Genomic DNA, 20,942 nt, shown 5'->3' with positions numbered 1-20,942 from the left:
ATAGCAAGCACCCTCTCCTATATATAATGCTATCCCTTCAACGGATAGGCCATCGTCGACATTAGCGCATTCTCCGGCTGGGTGGCATCCAGCCGGCTGTATTGAATAATAACGGGAATGTCGCTGCGGACTTCAATCGCATAGGGAACGCCGACCGGAATCGGCGCCCCATCCTTCTGCAGCGAGCTCGTGCGAATATGCTTCGTACGCCTGCCCGGCACGATCACGACAATATCCTCCATCGGCTCGCGATCCTCGAAAAATATCGTGCATCTGAGCAAAGCCTCCTCCGAAGAGCAATTCAGCACGCAGATCGACTCATGACTGAGCAGCTCGCCAGAGCTCGTCGGAGGAATATAGCCGTCGGGAATGACCCAATGCTTCTCTCCCCTAGCTTGAAACATACGCCATCCTCCCTGCTTAACGCGTGAATGCCGCGGGCACGCCGCCGTCAATCGTCAGCATGCAGCCCGTTGTTTTCTCCGACTTGGAAGAAGCGAAGAAAGCAACGCCTTCAGCAATATCGCGCGGATAGATATTGACAAGCAGTGTCGTGCGCTTGCGGTAATATTCCTCCAGCTGATCCGGCTCGATGCCGTAAGCGGCAGCGCGCTCGTTACGCCAGTTGCCGTTCCAGATCGCGGAGCCCTGCAGAATCGCGTCCGGCAAAATCGTATTGACGCGGATACCGTATTCGCCGCCCTCAGCAGCGATGCAGCGCGCCAGATGAGCTTCCAGCGCCTTCGCTGCGCTGTAAGCAGTGGCGTTCTTGCCCGCATAAATGGAATTCTTGGAGCCGATGAACACCATGCTGCCGCCGGCATTCTGTGTCTTCATCAGCTTGAACGCCTCGCGGGCAACCAGGAAATAGCCCGTTCCCAGCACATTCATGTTCAAATTCCATTCCTTAAGAGTGGTCTCATCGAATGGGCTGGAAGTCGCCAGACCCGCGTTGTTAACAATAATATCAACACCGCCGTAAGCAAGCGCCGCTTCAGCGTAAGCAGCCTTTACCTGCTCCTCGCTCGTTACGTCCATCTTCACAGCTACAGCACGATTGTCGCCGTACTTCCCATTAATCTCGTCCGCTACCTTCTGGGCGCCCTCCAAGTTCAGATCCGCCAGCACAACATGAGCGCCTTCGGATACTAAGCGGCGTGCCGTCTCGCTGCCGATGCCGCCCGCGCCGCCCGTAATGAACGCGACCTTGCGAGAGAATTCCGCTTCTGCCGGAGCCAGCGTCAGCTTATATAGCTCAAGCGGCCAGTATTCAACGTTATAAGATTCGTTCTCGCTCAAAGAAACAAAGCTGCCCAGCGCCGTAGCGCCGCGCATAACCGCAATCGCGCGATGGTACAGCGCGCCGCTCACTTGCGACATCGCCCAGCTCTTGCCTGTATTGATCATGCCCACTCCGGGGATTAGAATAACGCGCGGAGCAGCTTCGAACATATTATCGCCATCATGCTTGTTCCGCTCGAAATATTGCTTATATTGCTCCTTGTAAGTCGCGATGCTAGCAGCCAGCTTCTCCTTCAAGCCTTCGACGTCATCCGCATTCGGCGTCCAATCCACGAACAACGGCACGACCTTCGTATGCACGAGATGATCCGGGCACGCCGCGCCGACTTGGGACAGCTCTGCGGAATCCTTGCCGCCGACGAATGCCATCACAACGTCCCCATCGTCGTAGGAGAGGATCATCCGCTTCTCGTCGCTGACCGCTCCCCGCACAGTCGGCATGACCTCCGCAGCGATCGCTCTGCGAACTTCCGCCGGAAGCGCCTCGTGCTTCACGCCGCCGAACAGCTTCGCTTCGTCCACCCGCGCCTCGATGTAAGCTTCCGCTTCATTAATTATCTTGATTGTCTGAGCGTAGCACGCTTCCGAAGTATCGCCCCAAGTGACCAGGCCGTGCTTCTCCATCAGTACGAGCTCCGCGTTCGGGTTCGCGAGCACGCCTTCCGCGATCATCTTGGACAAGGTGAAGCCGGGACGCACGTAAGGCACCCAGACGAAGCGGTTGCCGAAGATCTCCTCTGCGAGCTGACGTCCGTTATCCGCGCAGCACAAGCTGATGATGGCGTCCGGATGCGTATGATCCACATGCTTGAACGGCAGGAACGCATGCAGCAGCGTCTCGATGGAAGCGCGGGGGTGCTTGGCGTCGATCATGCAATTGGCCAGATAAGCGACCATATCTTCGTCCGTCATCTCCGTACGTTCGAACAACGGGCGAATGTCTTCCATACGCAGGCCTGTAAAGTTACCCGCTTTCATCGTGGCCAGATCGGAGCCGCTGCCTTTTACATACATCACTTCGACATCGCGGCCGCGAAAATCCTTCACAACCGTTTTGCTGGACGTATTGCCACCTCCGAAGTTGCACACACGGCGATCCTCGCCAATGATGTTGGAGCGGTAGACAAGCTCATCCAATCCGCCTGGCAGCTCAGCTGCTTTCGATGCATTCCATAATGACTGTACCATATCATACCTCCGAATAATTTTGTTTTGTTTTTGTTTTCATTTGAAAACAGTATATCATCTTTGTTTATCTTTGAATATACCAAAAGCAAAAAAAAACGGAGAGAATATACCAAATAAAATGGACTCTTCCGCATAAATATATTTGAACAATGAAAATGAACCATGTATTCTAAAATAGTTAAATGAGTTCCATTGGAGGAGGTAAAGGAAGATGAACGCAATTCAGGACTGCACCGTTCTAAGCAACGGAGTGAACATGCCCTGGCTCGGACTGGGCGTATGGAAGATGAAGGATGACGGCGAGACGGAAGCGGCGGTGGCGTCCGCCCTGCAAGCGGGGTATCGCGCGATTGATACAGCTGCCGTATACGGCAACGAGCAAGGCGTAGGAGCGGCGGTTAACGGAAGCGGCATCGCCCGCGATCAAATTTTCATCACGACGAAAGTGTGGAACGCCGATCAGGGCTACGATACTTCCTTGCGCGCCTTCGATGAAAGCATGAAGCGGCTCGACATGGACTACGTGGATCTGCTGCTTATTCACTGGCCCGTGAAAGGAAAGTATAAGGAGACGTGGCGCGCACTGGAGCAAATCTATCGCGACGGCCGCGCGCGCGCAATCGGAGTCAGCAACTTCCACATTCACCATCTTCAGGACTTGATGGCTTCCAGCGATCTCGTTCCGATGGTTAATCAGGTGGAGTACCATCCGCTGCTGACGCAAGAAGAGCTGATGGCCTTCTGCGCAACCAACAAAATTCAACCTACGGCATGGAGCCCGCTAATGCAGGGCAATCTGGACGTGCCTCTGCTGGCGGAGATCGGCGCCAAACACGGCAAGTCTGCGGCGCAAATCGTGCTGCGCTGGGATCTGCAGAACGGTGTCGTCACCATTCCCAAGTCCACCAACCCTTCGCGCCTGAAGGAGAACAGCGAAGTGTTCGACTTCCAGCTGTCGGCTGAAGAGATGGCCCAAATCTCGGCGCTGAACCGCAATCAACGGTTCGGCGCCGACCCGGACAATTTCAATTTTTAATCGCGGATAGACGGTATATTGTCCATAATGCCTTTCATCGTGAAGGAGATGCACAGAACGGTAGGGGAGCTTACGGGCTCCTCTTCTTCGTATACATTATGCAATTCATATCTCTCCCCCTGCAGCACATATTGCTCCAGCGTGCCGACCTTCGGCTCCACCACCCAATATTCCGGGATGCCGTAACGCGCATATGTACGGAGCTTGTCCAACTTGTCCCTCCGCAATGTGGATGGGGATAGTATCTCGACGACAAGATCCGGCGCCCCTTCAATACCGCGCATCCGAATAATGTCCATGCGACTTCTGTGAATCATAAGCAGATCCGGCTGACGCACTTCATGCGCCGACAGGATGAGATCAATTGGTGAATAGAAGACGATATAGTCCATATGACAAGTTTCGAATATCGTTCGCTGCATCTCGAAGCTAACCAGCTGATGAATGGAAGACGGACCCGGGCTCATCAGCTCCAGCCTACCGTCCGCAAGCTCGTATCGCAGACCGTCATCGATCGCCGCATAGTCGTCATAGGTCAACCGCTGATCGCGCACCTCGGCGTTATCATCGCCGGCCCGAGTTCCAGACTCCGTTTCTTGACTCTGATTCTTCTCCTTCGTCATTGAGCCATCACACCTCTCTAAGGAAATGAAAAAGCACCCCGGCAAAGAAACACCGCCGGTGTCGTCTTTGCGAGGTGCTTCCCTTCGCATGTTTACATATATTGTCGAATACTTCCTATCATTTGTCAACAATTTGAGTGAATTGTGTACTACTTTATACCTTAGCTGCCCAAATCTCGATCTCGATCTCGATCTTTAGTTCAGGCAGTCCCAATGCCGTTAAATAACCGACCGTCATCGCGGGATATTCCTGTCCGAGGAGACTCCCCCATGTCGCATACAGGTGATTCCAATCAATCGGTTCGACGGCCCAGATGTTCACCTTGATAATATCGTCGGCTGTTAACCCCTCTGCCGCCAATACAGCCTGAATGTTGCTGAACGTGTTGAGAATCTGAACGTTCATATGATCCGGAATGCGACCATTCCGATCTGTCCCGATCTGGCCGGAGGTGACATACAGCTCGGCAGTTCTCGGAATTTTCGTAATGTGCGTATAATTGCCCACCGGGGCAGGCATGCTTTTCGGATTTTTTCTGGTGATTTTTTCGTTATTCATAATAAAAACCTCGCTATTATTAGAATTTCTGCCATTCTTTCCGCACTCATCTCCACAATTGGACACACTTCACCCGTGGAATGAGATTTTAGTGAAAAACAGCAGTGGAGTATCCATAGCCAACAGATAAAGAAACTAGCGTTTTTTTCTTCATGTTATGAATACTCCTTTCTATCAATAATCGAGGTATTATGAGTTCATGTCTAAATGATACTACTAATATTGTAATAGACCGACGATATAGAAATCAAATGCATTCAGCGCATGCTGACCGTTATGTTCACGCAATCATCATAGGGCACCACAGCATAAAAGAGCGTACGCCACTTCAACTGTGACGTACGCAAGCCTTGACCCAATAAATGATTTTTATTCTATTTCACCAACACAGGATCCCCGATTACACTGTACACACCGTCTACCAGAATTCTTACCTCTTCTACATCGGAAATATCCACTTCAATTTCATAATAATTTTTATGCTTTACTTCCGGCATGTCATAAATAACTTCGTTTCTTTCATTGAACAATTTAATCCTAGGATTCGGAGACGAATAAATACCTGCATCGTTTTGGAGATCATCTACCCAAATCGTCGCTTTCAATGTATGAAACTCATAATCATTCGTTACATATACCTGCAAGTTGCTCTGATAATCCCGATCATTGGAGAATCCATATTTAAATTCTTTGTCCGGTCCGCGATTCAACAAATGGGGGGTTGCACTAGCCAGCCTGTACTTATCTTTCGGCCGCGCGTATTCCGTCGACATTTGAACGATCCGCTCATCCGCCGATTCCACTTCTTCTTCCGCATCACCCAAGTAGATCGTTTGCGTACGACCGTCCCACGTCACTTCCAAACCGGTAGCCTCCGCTACAGATCTGAGTGGCAAATACGTTCTGCCCTTGTAGGTGATAGGCAATAATTCAGTTTCCGTTTCCGGATCAATAGCGACAAACCTTTCACCATATAGCATGATATTAAGGCCCGAATTCAGATTTGCTTTAATCTCGCGCAATGTACCGGATCCCCATGCGTGACCTGCAGCGCTAAGTAATAATACCGCAACGAATCCTGAAACCAGCCATTTCTTCTTAAAATAAGTTTTCATTCATAATTCCCTCCAAATGACGAAATGTTAATAGTAATCTGACACGTACCCTTTCTATTCACGACTGTTCATCTACCGTAGTTCCGCCCCGCCGAATATCCGGGATTCCGCAATCTATCCAATCGCCCTCCTTTTGCAACAGCTACGATGGCAGAACTTAACAGAATCATACCTCCACTCCAAGCAAAAAAATAGTATACAAAAGTCTACTTTTATGATCACTCACTGTTATTTATGTTAAAATTATCATACAAGCATGGTTAATTGAGGTGATAATTGAATGAGCAATTCAAATCAAAATAATCTTCTATTCAAGCAAGTATTGACGGATACAGACAATCGTTTTTTTGTCGGCAGAGAAAAAGAAGTTCGTATTTTTAAAAATTGTCTAGCTGGCGCTTCTCATGCCAAGAGAATTTTAAACATTCACGCTACAGCTGGAATGGGAAAAAGTTATCTTGTAGACCATTATCAAAGAATCTCGATCCAATACGGTGCACGATTCATTCTTATCAATAGCCGTGATTTCGCGCATTCGCCAGAGCACATGCTTCATCGCATATATGAATTATTAGACGGTGAGCCGCAAGAACACTTTGACAGTAACGTTTGCATTCATCATATTAACAAGTTGGCAATGGAGCAGCTAATCATATTAGCTTTCGATACATATGAAGAAATGACAGATTTGGATCGCTGGTTGCAAGAACATTTGATCGGCAACCTTGATCATCGTTTGCTCATCATTATTTCAGGCCGTTATCCGTTGCAAAACCATTGGTTTGCTTCACCAGGATGGAGAGATTTAATTGAGGATTTACCGTTGCAGGAATTCTCTCATTCCCATACAAGAGAGTATTTAGCCAAATATAATATAAAAGATAGGACGCGAATTAATGCCATCTACAATCTAACGCAGGGTCATCCGCTGACGCTTTCCTTATCCGCTTCGATGATCAATCATAATCTGAACATCGATGAAGAAGCGTTTCACCCGTCAGATCTTTTTCACTCACTGACCGATCAGTGGTTAAAGGAAGTGGAAAGCGCGGACGTACGCTACATTATAGAGAGCATCTCCTTGCTGAGGAGATTTGATCAGGACATTCTATCCTATTTATTGAAGGAAGAGGTTTCCGAGGAATTATTTAAACGCATAACAAGTTATTCATTTATTCGTTTGGGAAGAAGAGGATGGATGATGCATGATTTGATGCGGAATGCCATCTCATTAAATCTTCGACAGCGTTCTCCTAAGCGGTATAGGGCAATAAACGAAGCCATAGCCGCTTTTTATTTCAAACAAATTGAAGAAAGTCATCCTCATCAGGATCACTTGTGGCTGCTTTCAGAGTTTTTTTATCATCTTGAGGATTATACGATTCGAGCCATTTTTTACGACACAGCTTCCAACCATCACTTCCAAATTCAATATGTAAGCGGTCCTGAAGCAGATGAAGCCCGACAATATCTGAAAAACCTGGAGCATACTTCACTATATGAACATGCAACCTTCAGCACTCCGCATATCGATGAAAGCGAAACGGTTCAATTAATTGCTTCAACAGAATATAAGCAGGCCGAAGCTGAACTGCTTACACGTCCATCATTTCTTAATTCTAATCATGTTCAATTTATACTATTAAAGCAGAGTGAAGAAATACTAGGGCTTTCCCTTGTCATACCCATTCATGAAGAAAGTGTGGATTTTTTAGCAAATGAACCTGTTACGAGAGTTTTTTTTCAAACCCTCACTGCTGAAGAGAGAGAGAAATTGAGCACACCCGTGCATGAACCAAGCGGATGGTATATAAGAATGATGGATGTGATTGACCCTACAGATGCCGTTGCCCGTTCGGCAATCCTTCAAGAGCTGCTGCAAATTCTATTTAAGGGAAAGCTCATCGTGGCCTCCAACCCACTGCCCTTCTATCAGCAGTTATTGGAACGATTAGGATTCCATCAAGTGGAAGGAGCCACTCACTACGATTACGGCCCCACACTCTTGGCACCTACGCAAATGCTGGATATAAAATCGATGGGATTGGAAAATTATTTGCAGCTCCTTGCCTCAAATGTAGGCATTACGCTACAAAAAGGAGGGAATCGTCAATTCTCCGATCTCACTGAACGTGAAAATGAGATCGCTAATCTGGTTATTGAAGGAACACCGAATAAACTTATTGCCGAGAAGCTATTCGTTAGTGAAGTCACAATCAAGAAACATCTAAGCAGTATATATAGAAAAAAACAAATCAAAAATAGAGCCCAATTGGTGAAATTACTCATGGACGAGTTAACCAGCTTTAAGTAAGTGGAACAACCGGGGCAGGTTCACATCTTCATCCAAGCGAACTCCTTTACCTCATTACACCTGCCTCCTTTTATTACGGCTCATCCAAGCAACCGCTTGCGGTAGTCTCTTGGCGAAAGGCCCGAGTGACGCTTGAACATGCGCCAAAAGTGGCTCTGCAATGAATGTTCCGTCATTTTGCTATATGATGATTGCCATAAGGAAATTAGTGCGAAGGGGGAGTAAGCAATGAGGTTTTTCTCAGCGGATCAATATGTTGACCGGCACTATATGAACGAACGGGAATTTCATTATCGCAACGCATTGGAAGAGGGCAATTGGAGCGACTGGCAGCAGCGGTTCCGGCAACGGCTCCGCGACATAACAGGATTGGAGCAGCTGGCGAAGGAAACAGACGGACTGCCCCTGGAAGCGGAGATCGTGGAGACGGTTCAAATGGACGGCTACACGCGTGAGAAAGGATATATTGGGACGGAGCCCGGCCTGTCCATCCCCTTCTATCTGCTGCTGCCAAGCGACGGAGAAGGGCCATACCCGCTCGTCCTTACGCCGCACGGTCATTCCAGGCGAGGCAAGGAAATCTACGTCGGCAATTATGAGACTGAACAAGAAAGAAGCGAAGGTGTAGACGGTGACCGCGATATTGCGCTGCAGGCTGTACAAGAAGGCTTCGCGACCATTGCGATGGATGTGCGCGGCTTCTGGGAGATGGGACGCGAGGAAGAATATGAGCAAGGCAAAGGCAATTCCTGCAATCCGCTGCAGAAACGCGCCCTCATGTTCGGCCGCACGCTGATCGGTGAGCGTGTTCACGATATGGGCCGGGTCATCGACTATGCCTCCACCCGCCCGGAGATTGATAGCAGCCGCATTGTCATTACCGGCAATTCCGGAGGAGGAACGGTATCGCTCTTCACGGCGGCGCTGGATGAGCGGATAGACATATGCATACCCGGCTCTTACTTCTGCACATACCGCGCCTCGCTGTTGGCGATGGATCATTGCGACTGCAACTTTATTCCCGGTCTGCTCCAGCAAGGCGAGATGTACGATATTGTGGGATTGATTGCGCCTCGTCCATTCCTCGCCGTTAATGGTGAGAGGGACGAGATCTACCCTTCGTTCGGAGCTAGGGAAGCCTATGCGCATGTAGAGCGGATCTATGCCGCGATGGGAGTTGCCGATCGCTGCGCGATCCACTTCGGGGATGGCGGACACCGTTACTACAAGGAGCCCGTATGGCCGTTCGTGAAGCGGCAACTGGAGCGCCTGAAGAGGTGAGATCGATGAACACTGCAAGCCGCTCATGCCTGGAAGTATGCGACGTCACGCGCAGCTTCGGCAATAAAGAAGTCATTCATACCACTTCCTTCCGCACCCAGCAAAGGGAATTTTCCGGCTTCTTGTGAGCCTCGAGTTCTGGCAAGACGACGCTGGTCAAAATGATGGCGGGCATTGATACGCCGACCAGCGGAGCTGCCATCGCCATCGCATTACGTAAGCACAGGAGAGTATACATGCAGGTTCATGTACCGAATACCTCCCCCACCGTTCTCATACGGACGGGGAGGACTTCTTGCTCTCGAGCCAATCCGCTATGATCACCTTCCGACCCGTTCTCGCACTCTCCAACGAAGCGAATACCATTGCCATGCTGTACAGATTGTCTCCGCTGTGCGTCTCCGGCTTACGCCCGTCGTGGAGAGCGTTGAACATCTCCTCCAGACAGCCGTGATGACCCGTAAGCTCCAACTGTGACACTTCCCCTTCTATCCGCACCATCTCGCCAAGTGCCCCGTTAACTTCCGCCGGTTGGCGCGCTTCCGCATAAGGAACGCCACATCCGTCCCAGATCGCCGTTCCCTTCTCTCCCGTTATGCGCCATGAAGACTCCCAGGACGTATTCTCCCCTTCCGCACACCAGGAGCCGCGATAGTTGAACACGGAGCCGTCGGACATCTCGAAGATGCAGACCGCCATCGCATGGCCGGCATACCAGGAGCCAGCGGGATTAAATTCGTGGCAATAGACGGATACAGGGTTGGCGCCGCTAATGAGCCGTGCCTGGTCGAAGGTGTGGATTGCCATATCCAGCAGCAGTGGGCTGTCCATGACATCTCGGAAGCCTCCGAAGCGCGGACCGAGGAAGAAGTCGGCTCCTATAAAGCCCACTTTTCCAATTGCTCCTGACGAAATAAGCTGTCTCAGAGAACGGATATAGGGATCAAAGCGCCTGTTCTGCATAATGGCATGTGTCACGCCCGCTTGCTCCGCCATAGCGACAAGTTGCTGGCACTGCTCCAGCGTCTCCGCCAGCGGCTTCTCCGCGAATACGTGACTGCCTTGACGGATAGCAGTGGAAGCCACGCCATAATGGCTTGACGGAATGGTCACATCACATACAATATGCGGCTTCACTGCTTCAATCGCCTGCTCCGCATTCGTATAGACCGGACACGACAAGCTGTGCTTCTCCGCCATCGCCCTGGCCGCTTCCTCTCGAATATCGACTAACGCCACGATTTCCGTATCCACTCTTCCGCTCACGTAATCCACCCACGCATGCGCCATTCCACCGCAGCCAGCAATTAACACTTTCCATGGTTCCTTCATGGTATCTCCCCTTCTTCAACAATCAGTTCCTTTTCATACAACCCAACTTCTGTACACGCGTACACTTCCTAATCATCTCATATCGGGACCCTCAGCGGCAATGACGAAGAGGATTCTTTATAAGGAACGTCGAAGTGAATAGAACAAAAGTACATTCGGAAGGGGGCATATGGTGAATGAAGCTGAGAGCCCAAAGGGCGGGCTTAACCGAACATGCGGAATGGACAGAGAAACTGGAGAATTGCCGAACATTAATGAATCTCGATCCCCGATTCCCTTTCCCCCATGACGCATTCCTCCGCTATATCAAGCAACTTAGCTTGAAGGAGAAGCAAGCGCTGGCCCTTGTACTGGACTTCCACTTCGTTAAGCGAGACACGAGAAAGTGGCCGGAGATGCTGTTCTGGAAAACGCTTAGAACGACTCTTCTGCACAGCCAGCGAGACCTGATAACACAACGTCGCTTCTTCCTTTCTTTATTGAAACTCTGTCCCGAATTAATGGAAGCCTTGCAAATGGAGTGGGACGAGCTGATCATGATACGGCGAGAGCATATACAACGCTATGGATACTGGTCTTATTACTGGGCGCTGCACTTCCATCACGGCCGAGCCGAGCATCAAGAACGATGGCGGCAAGAATTGGAGAAGCTGCGGAACGACTGCGACAATAGCGGTTGTGAGTTGGCTGCGGGAGTTACGCCGTCAACGGCCTCCAAGAATGCAACGGTCGAGCAGAAGGGCACGCGCATGCCGGAAGGCGGTGAGATTCCAAGCAGGAAGCTGGAGAGGCTGGAGCTGAAATGCGGGAATGAAGTTGCGCTGCGAATGCGGCTGGAGCTGGAGCTGGCTCAGCAGGAGAAGAAGCTGAGGCAGAGCGAACAGGAGCTGAGCAACACGTTATCCCTGTTGGGGCAACGGAATGAGCAGCTGGAGCATGTGCAATTCAAGCACAAGGAACAGAAGGAACTGCAGCGTCGCAAGGAGCTGCAGTTACGGCAAGAACGCCATCACTGGCTGCAAGAGCGTCAAGCGTTGCTGGCAACGATACGCGAAGCGAATAGTCACCATAAAGCGCTGGAACGGCAGCTAGAGGCAAAAGATGAGGAGCTAAGCTTCATGGTGAGGGAGCAAGCCCGTCATAAGCAGACTATCGACCATTACAGACGGAAGCTGCACGATCAGCCAACCTTATTGGAACAGCTTGTTCGGACGCTGTACGAAGATATTGAACGCATGAACGGCAAGTTGCTTTATCCTTCTACTTCGGAAGCTGCAGCTTCGTCAGAGGAAGCCATCCAGCTGCGACGGCGCATGCGCAAAGCGCTGGACTTGGCAGACGCGCTGTCTGGCTATGAGATCCATCCGGACGATCAGACGCTAGAACAGACTGAAACGCATAAGCAAGACGCTAAGTTGAGCAATGAAGAAATCGATTCGGACGATTCCGATCCTGCCATAGAGCGATTCACCCCCCTGCAATCGTCCAAACAATCGCAGCCGGACAGTGACGCACCAGAGCCGCTGCAGGGCACCTTCTTCCGGCGGGATCACGGCGGCTACATCCTGCTGGAGACGGGGAGCTGCTTCAACATTACGGAATCCATGGTGCACCAGCTCGCTCTGCAGCATGAAGCTGAAGTGTTGTGCACGCCAAGCGATCGCGCCAGTCAGCGGCAGCATTACGAACTGCAGCTGCTGTTCCAGGGCGACGACATCTGCTCCCCTATACGCCAATTCGACGGCTATGTGCAATCGGATGAGGGGGAAGGCTGGTACTGTGTTGATATGAACGATGACCGCAACCGCTTCCCCATCCATCGCAGAGATGTGGAGATTAAGCGCCCGCTTCACGGCGATCCCTGCTCCTTCAACGTGGCGGAAGACGGGCGATGGGCAAGATTGGCGAGACTATACCGACTGGAGTCGCAAGCAGCGGAAATTGCCGTCGGTAAGGACAAGCATACGTCTCTGCAAGCGGGACGCAGCGGCAAGGAAGTTACCAGAGCGAATGCCAGCGCAGCGGCAGACAGGAAATCGAGGGCACCGTTCCTGGCAGGCTGCACGATCGCCATAATCGGCGGCATGCGAAAGTGGTTCGAGCATGTCGTGCTGGAGACCGGAGCTACGCTCGTCCACGACACCGGGGAACGTCCGGAACGGATAGCCGCGGAGCTGAGCCGCTCCCAAGCATTGTTCATGCTGCTCTCCGCCACTTCGCACCGCGCTACATGGGACGGCGTCGAAGCAGCCAAGTCCAACGGCATCCCTCACTTCACCATACAAGGCTCCAAGTCCAACTTAAGACTGCAGTTATGGGAGAATCGGGAGACGATACGCAGCGCTAACCGTTAAAGCTATGGATTTTACAGAGCAGGAGCTTTCGGGGACAAAGGCATGACCATACTCATCTTTGTCCCTATCTCACACTCACTCTCTGGCGCATAATAGCCCTGTTCTATTCAGCGGCTACTCTTAAATCACTCAGACAAGACGGACCCCATCCTATCACTAGTAAGTTAACAAATATGCGTTCAATCATCTTGGCGAATTCCTTGTCGATATCAGTTCATGAGGTAACCGTCAGACGAGGCATAGCTTGCTTAAGCGTCCTGCCTGTTGACTATTCTGCTCTGATTAGGGAGATCGACTTGGCATAATAGAGGTCAAATTTTTGATTAATCTTGTAACTTAATAGTAGTTCGAAATAATGCCACTCGGTTTCACTTCAAGTCCCGCTTCATATAGATGAGATGTATCCCCCAATCCAATGCAGCGGGGAACTGCCCATTCGCTTGACCGCTCGTCAAACAAAACTGTCGTCACCGAGCTGGGCGGCAGCCAAAATCCGGTCCACATCAGCGTAAGCGGTATTTGTAACAAATGAGCAAGCCAGGTCAATCCAAATCCCCCATGACAGAAGACGGCAATCTGCTCCTGGTGCGGCTCGACACGCCGATACCTGCCCTGCTCGCGATGGTAGCCCAGTTCTCGAAAAAAATCGTCTGAGTGCGCTTGAATTTCTTGAAACTTTTCTACCACCGGAATACCTTGAAAATAAGCGCCTTCATGCCAATTCGTATGATCGGGATATGGCTTCTTCGCCAACACATCTTCACCGTGAACATTCCAAGCGGATAGTGCTGCCCAAGGCGCATGACTCATAACCAATCCGTCAAGCTCCTGCATCCATTCCTGAACGACTGGCTTCACGTTCCCGATCTGCCTGGCGGTATATTCCATCGTATGCACCGCCCGTCCTAATGGGGAGGTATAAATTCGATCAATATCTGCCGTTGCCATCCGTTTGGCCAACGCCTTGGCTTCCTCATGACCGTCAGGGGTTATCGTCCCTTTCTCATAATCCGGATCTGCGTGGCGAATAATATAAATTCTCATGTATGCTTCTCTCCCATCAAACTTTCCAACTATTATCTACTATTGCCTTTAAACATTTCCTGATAAAATATTTTCCCCTATTTATAGAGTCTCCTCTGCCAAAATTAGCAAGGATGAGAAGACATCTCTGGCTGAACCTGGAACCCCGCCATTAATAGGTGTGTTCTTGATCTGATAAGCACTTGCTTGTTCATTCCAAGTCACAGCAGTGGAAGAGCCTCCTCCATCCATATTCAGAGCCTGATAAGCACCCAGTTCCTTCATATATAAGCCAAGCTCCTCGATATAGAAACCGGAGGAATCATTCGCTTTGCGGCCATCAATGACTACAAAAAAAACATTCCCATCGCTCTTGATCCCGACAGCAGTACGGGGATGGCGATCTTTATGGCGATAATAAGTTTCATGATCATAATTTAGATCATTGGCGTCGGATATGACCTGACCGTTAAAATCTTGCACGATCCCATCCTTAACCATCCAGTATTGACCGCCGGAGGCTTGATACAAATCATTTTTAACAGCTTCCCAGTCCGCTCCGTAGTTCCCGATCATCGCTGTTCCATCCGATTTAATTCCAAAAAAACCGTGAAAAGGGTAGTTTTTAGCATCAGCACCTGGTACACGAACACCATTTATTATAGAAGAACCATCTTTGATCATATACCCTTCCGGCCCATTAACCGTATAAAATTCCCCGTTTACGCCAGCGATCACTTGTTTGCCTGCGATATGTGTAGTAGCTGCCTGTACAGCAACAGTTGCTTTAAAGATATCATGGCCAGCGCTGTCCACCGTGCGAATGTAATTGCCACTTGCATCTGTTGGCACGGTCTGATTGTTCAGTGTACCGACAATAATGGAATTTTGCGGTAAACTAATATCTACATCAATGATGTTTGCTTTTTGAATATAGCCAGCACTATCAATAAAATCCATCTGCCGATGCGACACACCGGTAGACAATACTTGATTTTCGTCTCGCAACACTTTATGAATGATCGGATGCGCAGGTGCTTCGTTCACATCTGCGAAGTATTGCTGAATCGGCCAGTTTGACGCAGCCCGCATTTCCCATACGGTGTCAAAATTCCAACCCTTCCCCTCATAAGTTGCTTGCAAAGACAGAGAGGCGTTAGTAACCGTAAGTCCCTGGTAATTGTTTAAGGTCCCGCCACTAACTGCAGCTCCTTGCACTAAAGCGTCTGCGGAAGCGATATTGTTTTGCAGCGTCGGACTGCCGTTCAAGCGTCCCACGATTCGACCGATACGAGAACCTCCATCGTTGTCAATCGTTCCTTCCAACAATACATTGTTGCGAATGATTGCACCCGAATAGGCATAGGCGCTTATCCCACCTGTATTATTGTCGGTTGAATAAACTTCAGGGACGGCAAACGAATATTCGAGCACAGAGCCTGGCTCCGATACCGCAACAATTCCTCCGCTTTCCGCTCTGGCCCGCGCCTTGATCTTAGTAAAGCTATTTCGCACGACTCCATAATTATGCGCAGCAATTCCAGCACTGCGATGGGCTCCAGTTACGACTCCGGTAACATACGTTCCATTAATCAGCCCATAGTTGGAGGCCGCAATGCCACTAGCCCAATAGCTGGCTCCCCCATTGCTTCCAACGATGACGACTTCTTCAAAACCTAATCTGGAAATAATCCCTCTATTTTCGATCATAAACGCTGCTTTTGGCTGACTCGCACTGGCGATAATTGTTAAGCCCCTGATCACATGCCCATCGCCATCCAGCGTACCACTGAAAGCAGAGATCGGTGTAAACGTCTGGGTCAACTCGATATCATCCACCAGACGATAGTCGCCTGCCGGGTTGCTGCGAATCAGCTCAAGATCCGCTGCAGTAGCAATAGATGTCGGTTGTACTTCAGCAACATCCCGCAATACCGGCCGTTTTAATACAGCGCTCATCTTCCAAACATTTTGAAAATCCCAGCCCAGGTCCTCATACGTATTCTGTTGGCTCAAGACTGCCTCAGCAACCGTCAACCCTTGATTATTGTTCGCAGTACCGCCGCTAACCTGCATCCCTTGAACTAACGCATTGACAGAGGCTATATTATTCTGCATCGTAGGGGTGCCATTGAGCCGCCCTACAATTCGCGCTATGCGGTTGCCTCCGCCATTATCAATGGTACCTGACAATAAAGCGCTATCGCGAATGACTGCACCTGTGTACGCATAAGCAGACAGGCCACCTGTATTATTATTAATCGAGTAAACATCCGGTACCGCGTACACCCTCTCGAGGATAGAGCCGCTTTCCGATACTGCGGCAATCGCCCCGCTTTCATATGCAGCTTCTACAACTACATCCGCATATACATCATGCACCTGCCCATAATTCGTCACTACGACACCGGCGCTGCGATAACCGCCTACAATAGAACCTGTCACATAGCTTTCCTCGATCGTGCCATAGTTAGATTCGACGATTCCTCCTGCACGATAGGTCGAGTTCGTACTTAGTCCAGTGATATTTACATTTTTAAAACCGACTTGTGAAATAACGCCCGAGTTTTGAACGATAAATGCTGCTTTTGGTTGGCTTGCGCTTGCCGTAATTGTTAACCCTGTAATCGTGTGCCCATTGCCATCCAGCGTGCCGCTAAAGGAGGGAATCGGCGTAAAGGGAGTTGTCAACTCAATATCTTCCATCAAACGATAGTTTCCTGATGGATTGCTGCGAATAAGTTCCAATTCCACTGCATTAGAGATCAGAGTAGGGCTGTTTGCCAGCGCTGCAGGTTGAATAGTCTGTGAGGAAAAAACAATCGAAACCATTACCATAACACTGACTAACAAACGAAAAAGCTTGACAGACAATTGCATTTAGCTCATTCCCTTCTGTATTACTTCTTAATCCAGATCGGAGCCGTCACTGCAAATTCACCATCATCCTGATAAACTTTCACAAAATAGTAGCGTTGCTTTTCTTGTGCGGACAGATTCAAGTCCCAATTCAGTTCAGCAGCATCCAACTCCATTTGCTCCATGATGCGACCTTGCTCACCGTACAGCTCCGCCTTCACGATCATTCTGCCTGTGGCTTGAGCATACGATGCTTTAACTGCTATGTTTACCTCCTCACCTCCTTCAAGACGCGAGCCCATGATCTCGCCATTGATTCTGAACCAGACCTGGAGATGCAAAGCGGATGTGAAATAAACGCGCTGACGCCTTGCCGCATCATAAAAATGCTCTCGGGTCAGACGCTCCGCCAAAACAGCTGTTCTCAGCGTGTTTTGACTGCCCCACTGGCCATAATGATTATCCTGGCTGCCAACCGGCGCGACATGCCAACCTTTATCGAGTGCTCTTATATAGTAAAATAACCCGCCCTTATCCGGTGATTCCATCGGATTCAGCTCGATCAAATGCAATACTTGATCGACTGCTTCATCATAGGGCTCAAATTCATCATGATGCCTTAGCCCGCAAGACCAAGGATGATTCCATTGATGAATGGATTCGGGATATTGCTTAATCGTCTCGTAGTAGCAATTAATATCGTTATAGCGTGTTTCATAAGTATTGATAAAACAATCCATTGCATAGGTGTTCATATGCCCAAACTGGTTGTACCATGTCGTTTCTGCTCCAAATAGCGCCAAAAACTTGTCATCCTCTGTTTTCCGCTCTGCCATTTCCTGAATATCACGCCATTTGCGACTAAGCTTCCAGTCCAGATCATGATCGTACAGATTGCTATGCTCTGTAATGGCAAGAAAATCTATCCCTGCCGTATAACGTGCGAAATCATAGGCTTCTTCAGGCACGCCAATTCCATCGGAGAGAGCAGTATGGCTGTGTAGATTGCCATAATAAATCTGATACTCGCCAGCAGGTTCAGGCAAATCAGCCGGACGCGGTCTGGGGACAGGCAGCGCTGTTCCCTGGACAAAGGCCAGCCAGTGAATCAGCACGCTTTGCCCCTCTGCCGCCTCAGAGATGATCAGGCATAAATCATGCACGCCAGCTAGCTGTTCTGGTTGACCTTCATGCCGCAAATCTCCGGCCAAATTGGACCAGCGCTTCCATTGACGGAACAATTCGATGGTCCCGACACACACGCCGTCAGGTCCATCCAGACGCACCTCCAGCTTTATCCGCTTTTCCCGGTCCATATCGCTGAATCCGAACATTCCTCGCAACTGATTGACTCCATCAGCAGTAAAATCCACCTTGCGATAGATCACGTAACTGCCGACTTCACCACCGGTCAGCACCTGCCCTGTGGGTTCACCCGGCTCTCCATCCTCTATGTCCGCCACCTCAAAACCATGTGCATCATCAAAGTTTGCCGCATAGAATAATTTTGGAGATCGCCGCACAGCGACCTCTGCCTCAGATTCTATCACGGCCTTGCATCCGAATAGTTGCACATCACGCAGCTTTACGGTTTCTCCGCTTGAACAATACGTGAACGTTATTCGAATATATTGTGCTGTACCTCCAATCTCAAACCGTTCTCCTTCCGCCGAACAACGATTATCGCGCTTCTCCGCAATTGTCTGCCAGTTCAGCCGATCTTCGCTGCACTGGACTACATAATACGCATATGCATCAGGCTCACAGCCAGTACATAGCAGTATGCCCTCCAACTCATAGCGACTGCCCAAATCCAGCTCCCACGAGACATAGTAAGGGCCGCCAGCCCAATACGTATCCGCTTGTCCATCAATGGCCTTATTCGCTTCATGTCCTTCAAGAGACTGCTCTGCTGTGGCGTTAACTCCTCGCTCCGCATTTAATGGTATGTTCTGACTCTGTCCTTGTTCCAGTTGTCTGGCCATCCTATTTCACCCGTTTCTCGATTAGTCTTGTCCACTTGTCTCTAGCAGCTAATCCTTCGACTGACTCACTTATCCTTTAACCGCGCCTACCATAACGCCTTTCACAAAATGCTTCTGTACGATCGGATATAACAAGAGCATCGGAATACTCGATACGACAATAACCGCATAGCGCATCCCTTCAATCAGCACAAGCTGCTCGACGATGCTTTCGCCCTCGCCTCCTGCCATCGCTTGTACATCTTCAAGTATCAATATTTGTCGAATAACAAGCTGTAGCGGGAATCGCCAGGTGTCATGCAAATAAATGAGAGCTGTGAAATAAGAATTCCAATGCGCGACACCATAGTACAATGCCATAACGGCAATAATCGGTTTCGAGAGCGGCAGCACAATGGTCGTTAATGTGCGAATATTACCGCACCCATCTATGAAAGCCGCCTCTTGTAATTCCATCGGAATCGAGTTTTGAAAATACGTACGCATAATGATCATATTCCACACACTGATCGCGCTCGGAATGACCATTACCCATAAATTGTTGTAGAGTCCGAGTGCATTTTTATAGACAAGATAGGTAGGAACCAATCCACCATTAAACAGTAAAGTGAAGGTGAAGATTAAGGTTAGCACATGACGTCCACGCAAATCCTTGCGTGAGAGCGCGTAAGCCCCCATTGTCGTCATCAGAATGTTAACGGAAGTCCCTACGACCAAATAAAGGAGGGAATTGCGATATCCAATCAAAATATCCGAATTCTGAAATACTTTTCTGTAAGCATCCAAAGTAAAATCTACTGGCCACAACCATACTTTTCCTTGAATGATTGCCATCGGATTACTGAATGAAGCACTTAAAATGTATAGCAACGGATACAATGTCACCAGCATAATTATAGTAAGCACTGTATAAATAAGAACCTGAAATAACCGATCCCCGCGACTGGCTGTCAGATCTGTTTCCATATCCCTTCACCCCCTCACCATAGACTGGTTTCCCCATATTTCTTAGCGATATAGTTGACAAAAATAATAAGTAAGAAGTTGATGACCGAATTAAATAGTCCTACAGCGGAGGCGAAACTGAACTGCGAGCCGAGCAGCCCCATCTCATACACATAAGTCGAAATGACGTTAGATGCGCTTATGTTCAAATCATTTTGCATCAAATAAATTTTTTCGAAGCTAATATCCATAATCGAACCGCATTGAAAGATAAACATAATAATAGCTGTCGGGATCAATGCGGGAATTGCAATATGAACAAGTCTCTGGAATTTGCTTGCTCCGTCGATCATCGCTGCTTCATAAAGATGCTTATCGATTCCAGCCAATACTGCAATATATAAAACAGAACTGAACCCCATATTTTGCCACACTTCAGAAAATACATAAATGGACTTGAACATCGACGGTTCTGTCATAAAGTAGATGGCTTCCCCGCCAAATAACTTAATGATGTTGTTCAATATGCCTGTCGATGGCGATAAGACGGCGATGACCATACCGACCAAAACAACTGTAGAGAGAAAATGCGGCATAAACGTGATCGACTGCACACTTTTCTTAAACCACTTTTTCCCCACTTCGTTAACCATCAACGCAAACAAGATCGGCAAAGGAAACGCAATAGCCAATTGATAGAGGCTAAGCCCAATCGTGTTTTTCATCAACGTTGCAAACTGATAGTTATTAAAAAAGCGAATAAAATGTTTAAAACCGACCCAATCGCTGCCCCATACACCCTTAACGGGACTGAAATCTTTGAATGCAATCTGAATGCCATACATAGGCAAGTACTTAATGAGTAGAAAATAAATAATCACCGGCAGTATTAGCAAGTACAAATCCCAGTTTTTTCTGGTGGAGCGAGAGATGCTCCATGTTTGTGATTGACTTGATTTCATAGTCTATTCCTTTCGCTCAAGGCTGGATAATAGCTGAGGCGCAAGTATAACTTACGCCTCAGAA

At 49.1% G+C, this 20,942-nt stretch carries 16 protein-coding genes; 5 read left to right on the top strand and 11 right to left on the bottom strand.

The window, feature by feature from the left end; all coding sequences use genetic code 11:
- Positions 1-29 precede the first annotated feature (29 nt).
- The gene (locus tag ACFQ2I_RS03850) at positions 30-404 is read right to left on the bottom strand and encodes a sensory rhodopsin transducer (protein WP_377562303.1); all 375 of its coding nucleotides are present in this window, start codon (positions 402-404) and stop codon (positions 30-32) included.
- 16 nt (positions 405-420) lie between these two features.
- Positions 421-2,490 carry a bifunctional aldolase/short-chain dehydrogenase gene (locus tag ACFQ2I_RS03845; RefSeq protein WP_377562302.1) on the bottom strand — a complete coding sequence of 690 codons (2,070 nt, stop codon included), beginning with the start codon at positions 2,488-2,490 and terminating at the stop codon, positions 421-423.
- 211 nt (positions 2,491-2,701) lie between these two features.
- Here ACFQ2I_RS03845 and ACFQ2I_RS03840 point away from each other — a divergent pair, with 211 nt between their 5' ends.
- Positions 2,702-3,526 (top strand): aldo/keto reductase, encoded by an 825-nt coding sequence (locus ACFQ2I_RS03840; protein WP_377562300.1) that lies wholly within the window; start codon positions 2,702-2,704, stop codon positions 3,524-3,526.
- Here ACFQ2I_RS03840 and ACFQ2I_RS03835 read toward each other — a convergent pair.
- The 3 genes from ACFQ2I_RS03835 to ACFQ2I_RS03825 form a co-directional block, all read right to left on the bottom strand.
- On the bottom strand, positions 3,523-4,149 hold the full coding sequence (locus ACFQ2I_RS03835) for a Uma2 family endonuclease (RefSeq protein WP_377562299.1): 627 nt from the start codon (positions 4,147-4,149) through the stop codon (positions 3,523-3,525). The genes ACFQ2I_RS03840 and ACFQ2I_RS03835 overlap by 4 nt on opposite strands.
- 154 nt (positions 4,150-4,303) lie before the next feature.
- Positions 4,304-4,708 (bottom strand): RidA family protein, encoded by a 405-nt coding sequence (locus ACFQ2I_RS03830; RefSeq protein ID WP_377562298.1) that lies wholly within the window; start codon positions 4,706-4,708, stop codon positions 4,304-4,306.
- Between the two features lie 374 nt (positions 4,709-5,082).
- Positions 5,083-5,823 carry a stalk domain-containing protein gene (locus tag ACFQ2I_RS03825; RefSeq protein WP_377562297.1) on the bottom strand — a complete coding sequence of 247 codons (741 nt, stop codon included), beginning with the start codon at positions 5,821-5,823 and terminating at the stop codon, positions 5,083-5,085.
- A 280-nt stretch (positions 5,824-6,103) separates the two neighbouring features.
- On the opposite strand from ACFQ2I_RS03825, the gene ACFQ2I_RS03820 reads away from it, so the two are divergent.
- From ACFQ2I_RS03820 to ACFQ2I_RS03810, 3 genes are all read left to right on the top strand, one after another.
- Positions 6,104-8,137, top strand: a complete 2,034-nt coding sequence (locus ACFQ2I_RS03820) for a LuxR C-terminal-related transcriptional regulator (RefSeq protein WP_377562296.1) — start codon at positions 6,104-6,106, stop codon at positions 8,135-8,137.
- A gap of 228 nt (positions 8,138-8,365) precedes the next feature.
- On the top strand, positions 8,366-9,418 hold the full coding sequence (locus ACFQ2I_RS03815; RefSeq protein ID WP_377562295.1) for an alpha/beta hydrolase family protein: 1,053 nt from the start codon (positions 8,366-8,368) through the stop codon (positions 9,416-9,418).
- Between the two features lie 5 nt (positions 9,419-9,423).
- A complete protein-coding gene (locus ACFQ2I_RS03810; protein ID WP_377562293.1) occupies positions 9,424-9,546 on the top strand; it encodes a hypothetical protein in 123 nt (40 codons plus the stop codon).
- Between the two features lie 145 nt (positions 9,547-9,691).
- On the opposite strand, the gene ACFQ2I_RS03805 is transcribed toward ACFQ2I_RS03810, so the two are convergent.
- On the bottom strand, positions 9,692-10,750 hold the full coding sequence (locus ACFQ2I_RS03805) for a Gfo/Idh/MocA family protein (RefSeq protein WP_377562292.1): 1,059 nt from the start codon (positions 10,748-10,750) through the stop codon (positions 9,692-9,694).
- Between the two features lie 176 nt (positions 10,751-10,926).
- Here ACFQ2I_RS03805 and ACFQ2I_RS03800 point away from each other — a divergent pair, with 176 nt between their 5' ends.
- Positions 10,927-13,104, top strand: coding sequence for a hypothetical protein (locus ACFQ2I_RS03800; protein WP_377562291.1), 2,178 nt, complete (start codon positions 10,927-10,929; stop codon positions 13,102-13,104).
- 336 nt (positions 13,105-13,440) lie between these two features.
- Here the strand turns inward: ACFQ2I_RS03800 and ACFQ2I_RS03795 are convergent, their stop codons facing one another.
- The 5 genes from ACFQ2I_RS03795 to ACFQ2I_RS03775 all read right to left on the bottom strand — a co-directional run bounded on the left by ACFQ2I_RS03795 (position 13,441) and on the right by ACFQ2I_RS03775 (position 20,878).
- Positions 13,441-14,148, bottom strand: coding sequence for a histidine phosphatase family protein (locus ACFQ2I_RS03795; protein WP_377562289.1), 708 nt, complete (start codon positions 14,146-14,148; stop codon positions 13,441-13,443).
- Positions 14,149-14,229: 81 nt separating this feature from the next.
- Complete coding sequence (locus ACFQ2I_RS03790; RefSeq protein WP_377562288.1) at positions 14,230-17,007, bottom strand: phosphodiester glycosidase family protein; 2,778 nt, start codon at positions 17,005-17,007, stop codon at positions 14,230-14,232.
- Between the two features lie 20 nt (positions 17,008-17,027).
- Positions 17,028-18,971 carry a CehA/McbA family metallohydrolase gene (locus ACFQ2I_RS03785; protein WP_377562287.1) on the bottom strand — a complete coding sequence of 648 codons (1,944 nt, stop codon included), beginning with the start codon at positions 18,969-18,971 and terminating at the stop codon, positions 17,028-17,030.
- Between the two features lie 69 nt (positions 18,972-19,040).
- Entirely contained in the window at positions 19,041-19,937 is an 897-nt protein-coding gene (locus ACFQ2I_RS03780) for a carbohydrate ABC transporter permease (protein WP_377562286.1), read from the bottom strand.
- Positions 19,938-19,951: 14 nt separating this feature from the next.
- Positions 19,952-20,878, bottom strand: a complete 927-nt coding sequence (locus ACFQ2I_RS03775; RefSeq protein WP_377562285.1) for an ABC transporter permease — start codon at positions 20,876-20,878, stop codon at positions 19,952-19,954.
- Positions 20,879-20,942: the final 64 nt, after the last annotated feature.

This window comes from Paenibacillus chungangensis (genome assembly GCF_042675905.1).
Classification (GTDB): Bacteria; Bacillota; Bacilli; order Paenibacillales; family Paenibacillaceae; genus Pristimantibacillus; species Pristimantibacillus chungangensis.
The sequence above is the reverse complement of the archived record's forward strand: the minus strand, read 5'-3'. Positions and strand labels throughout refer to the sequence as shown.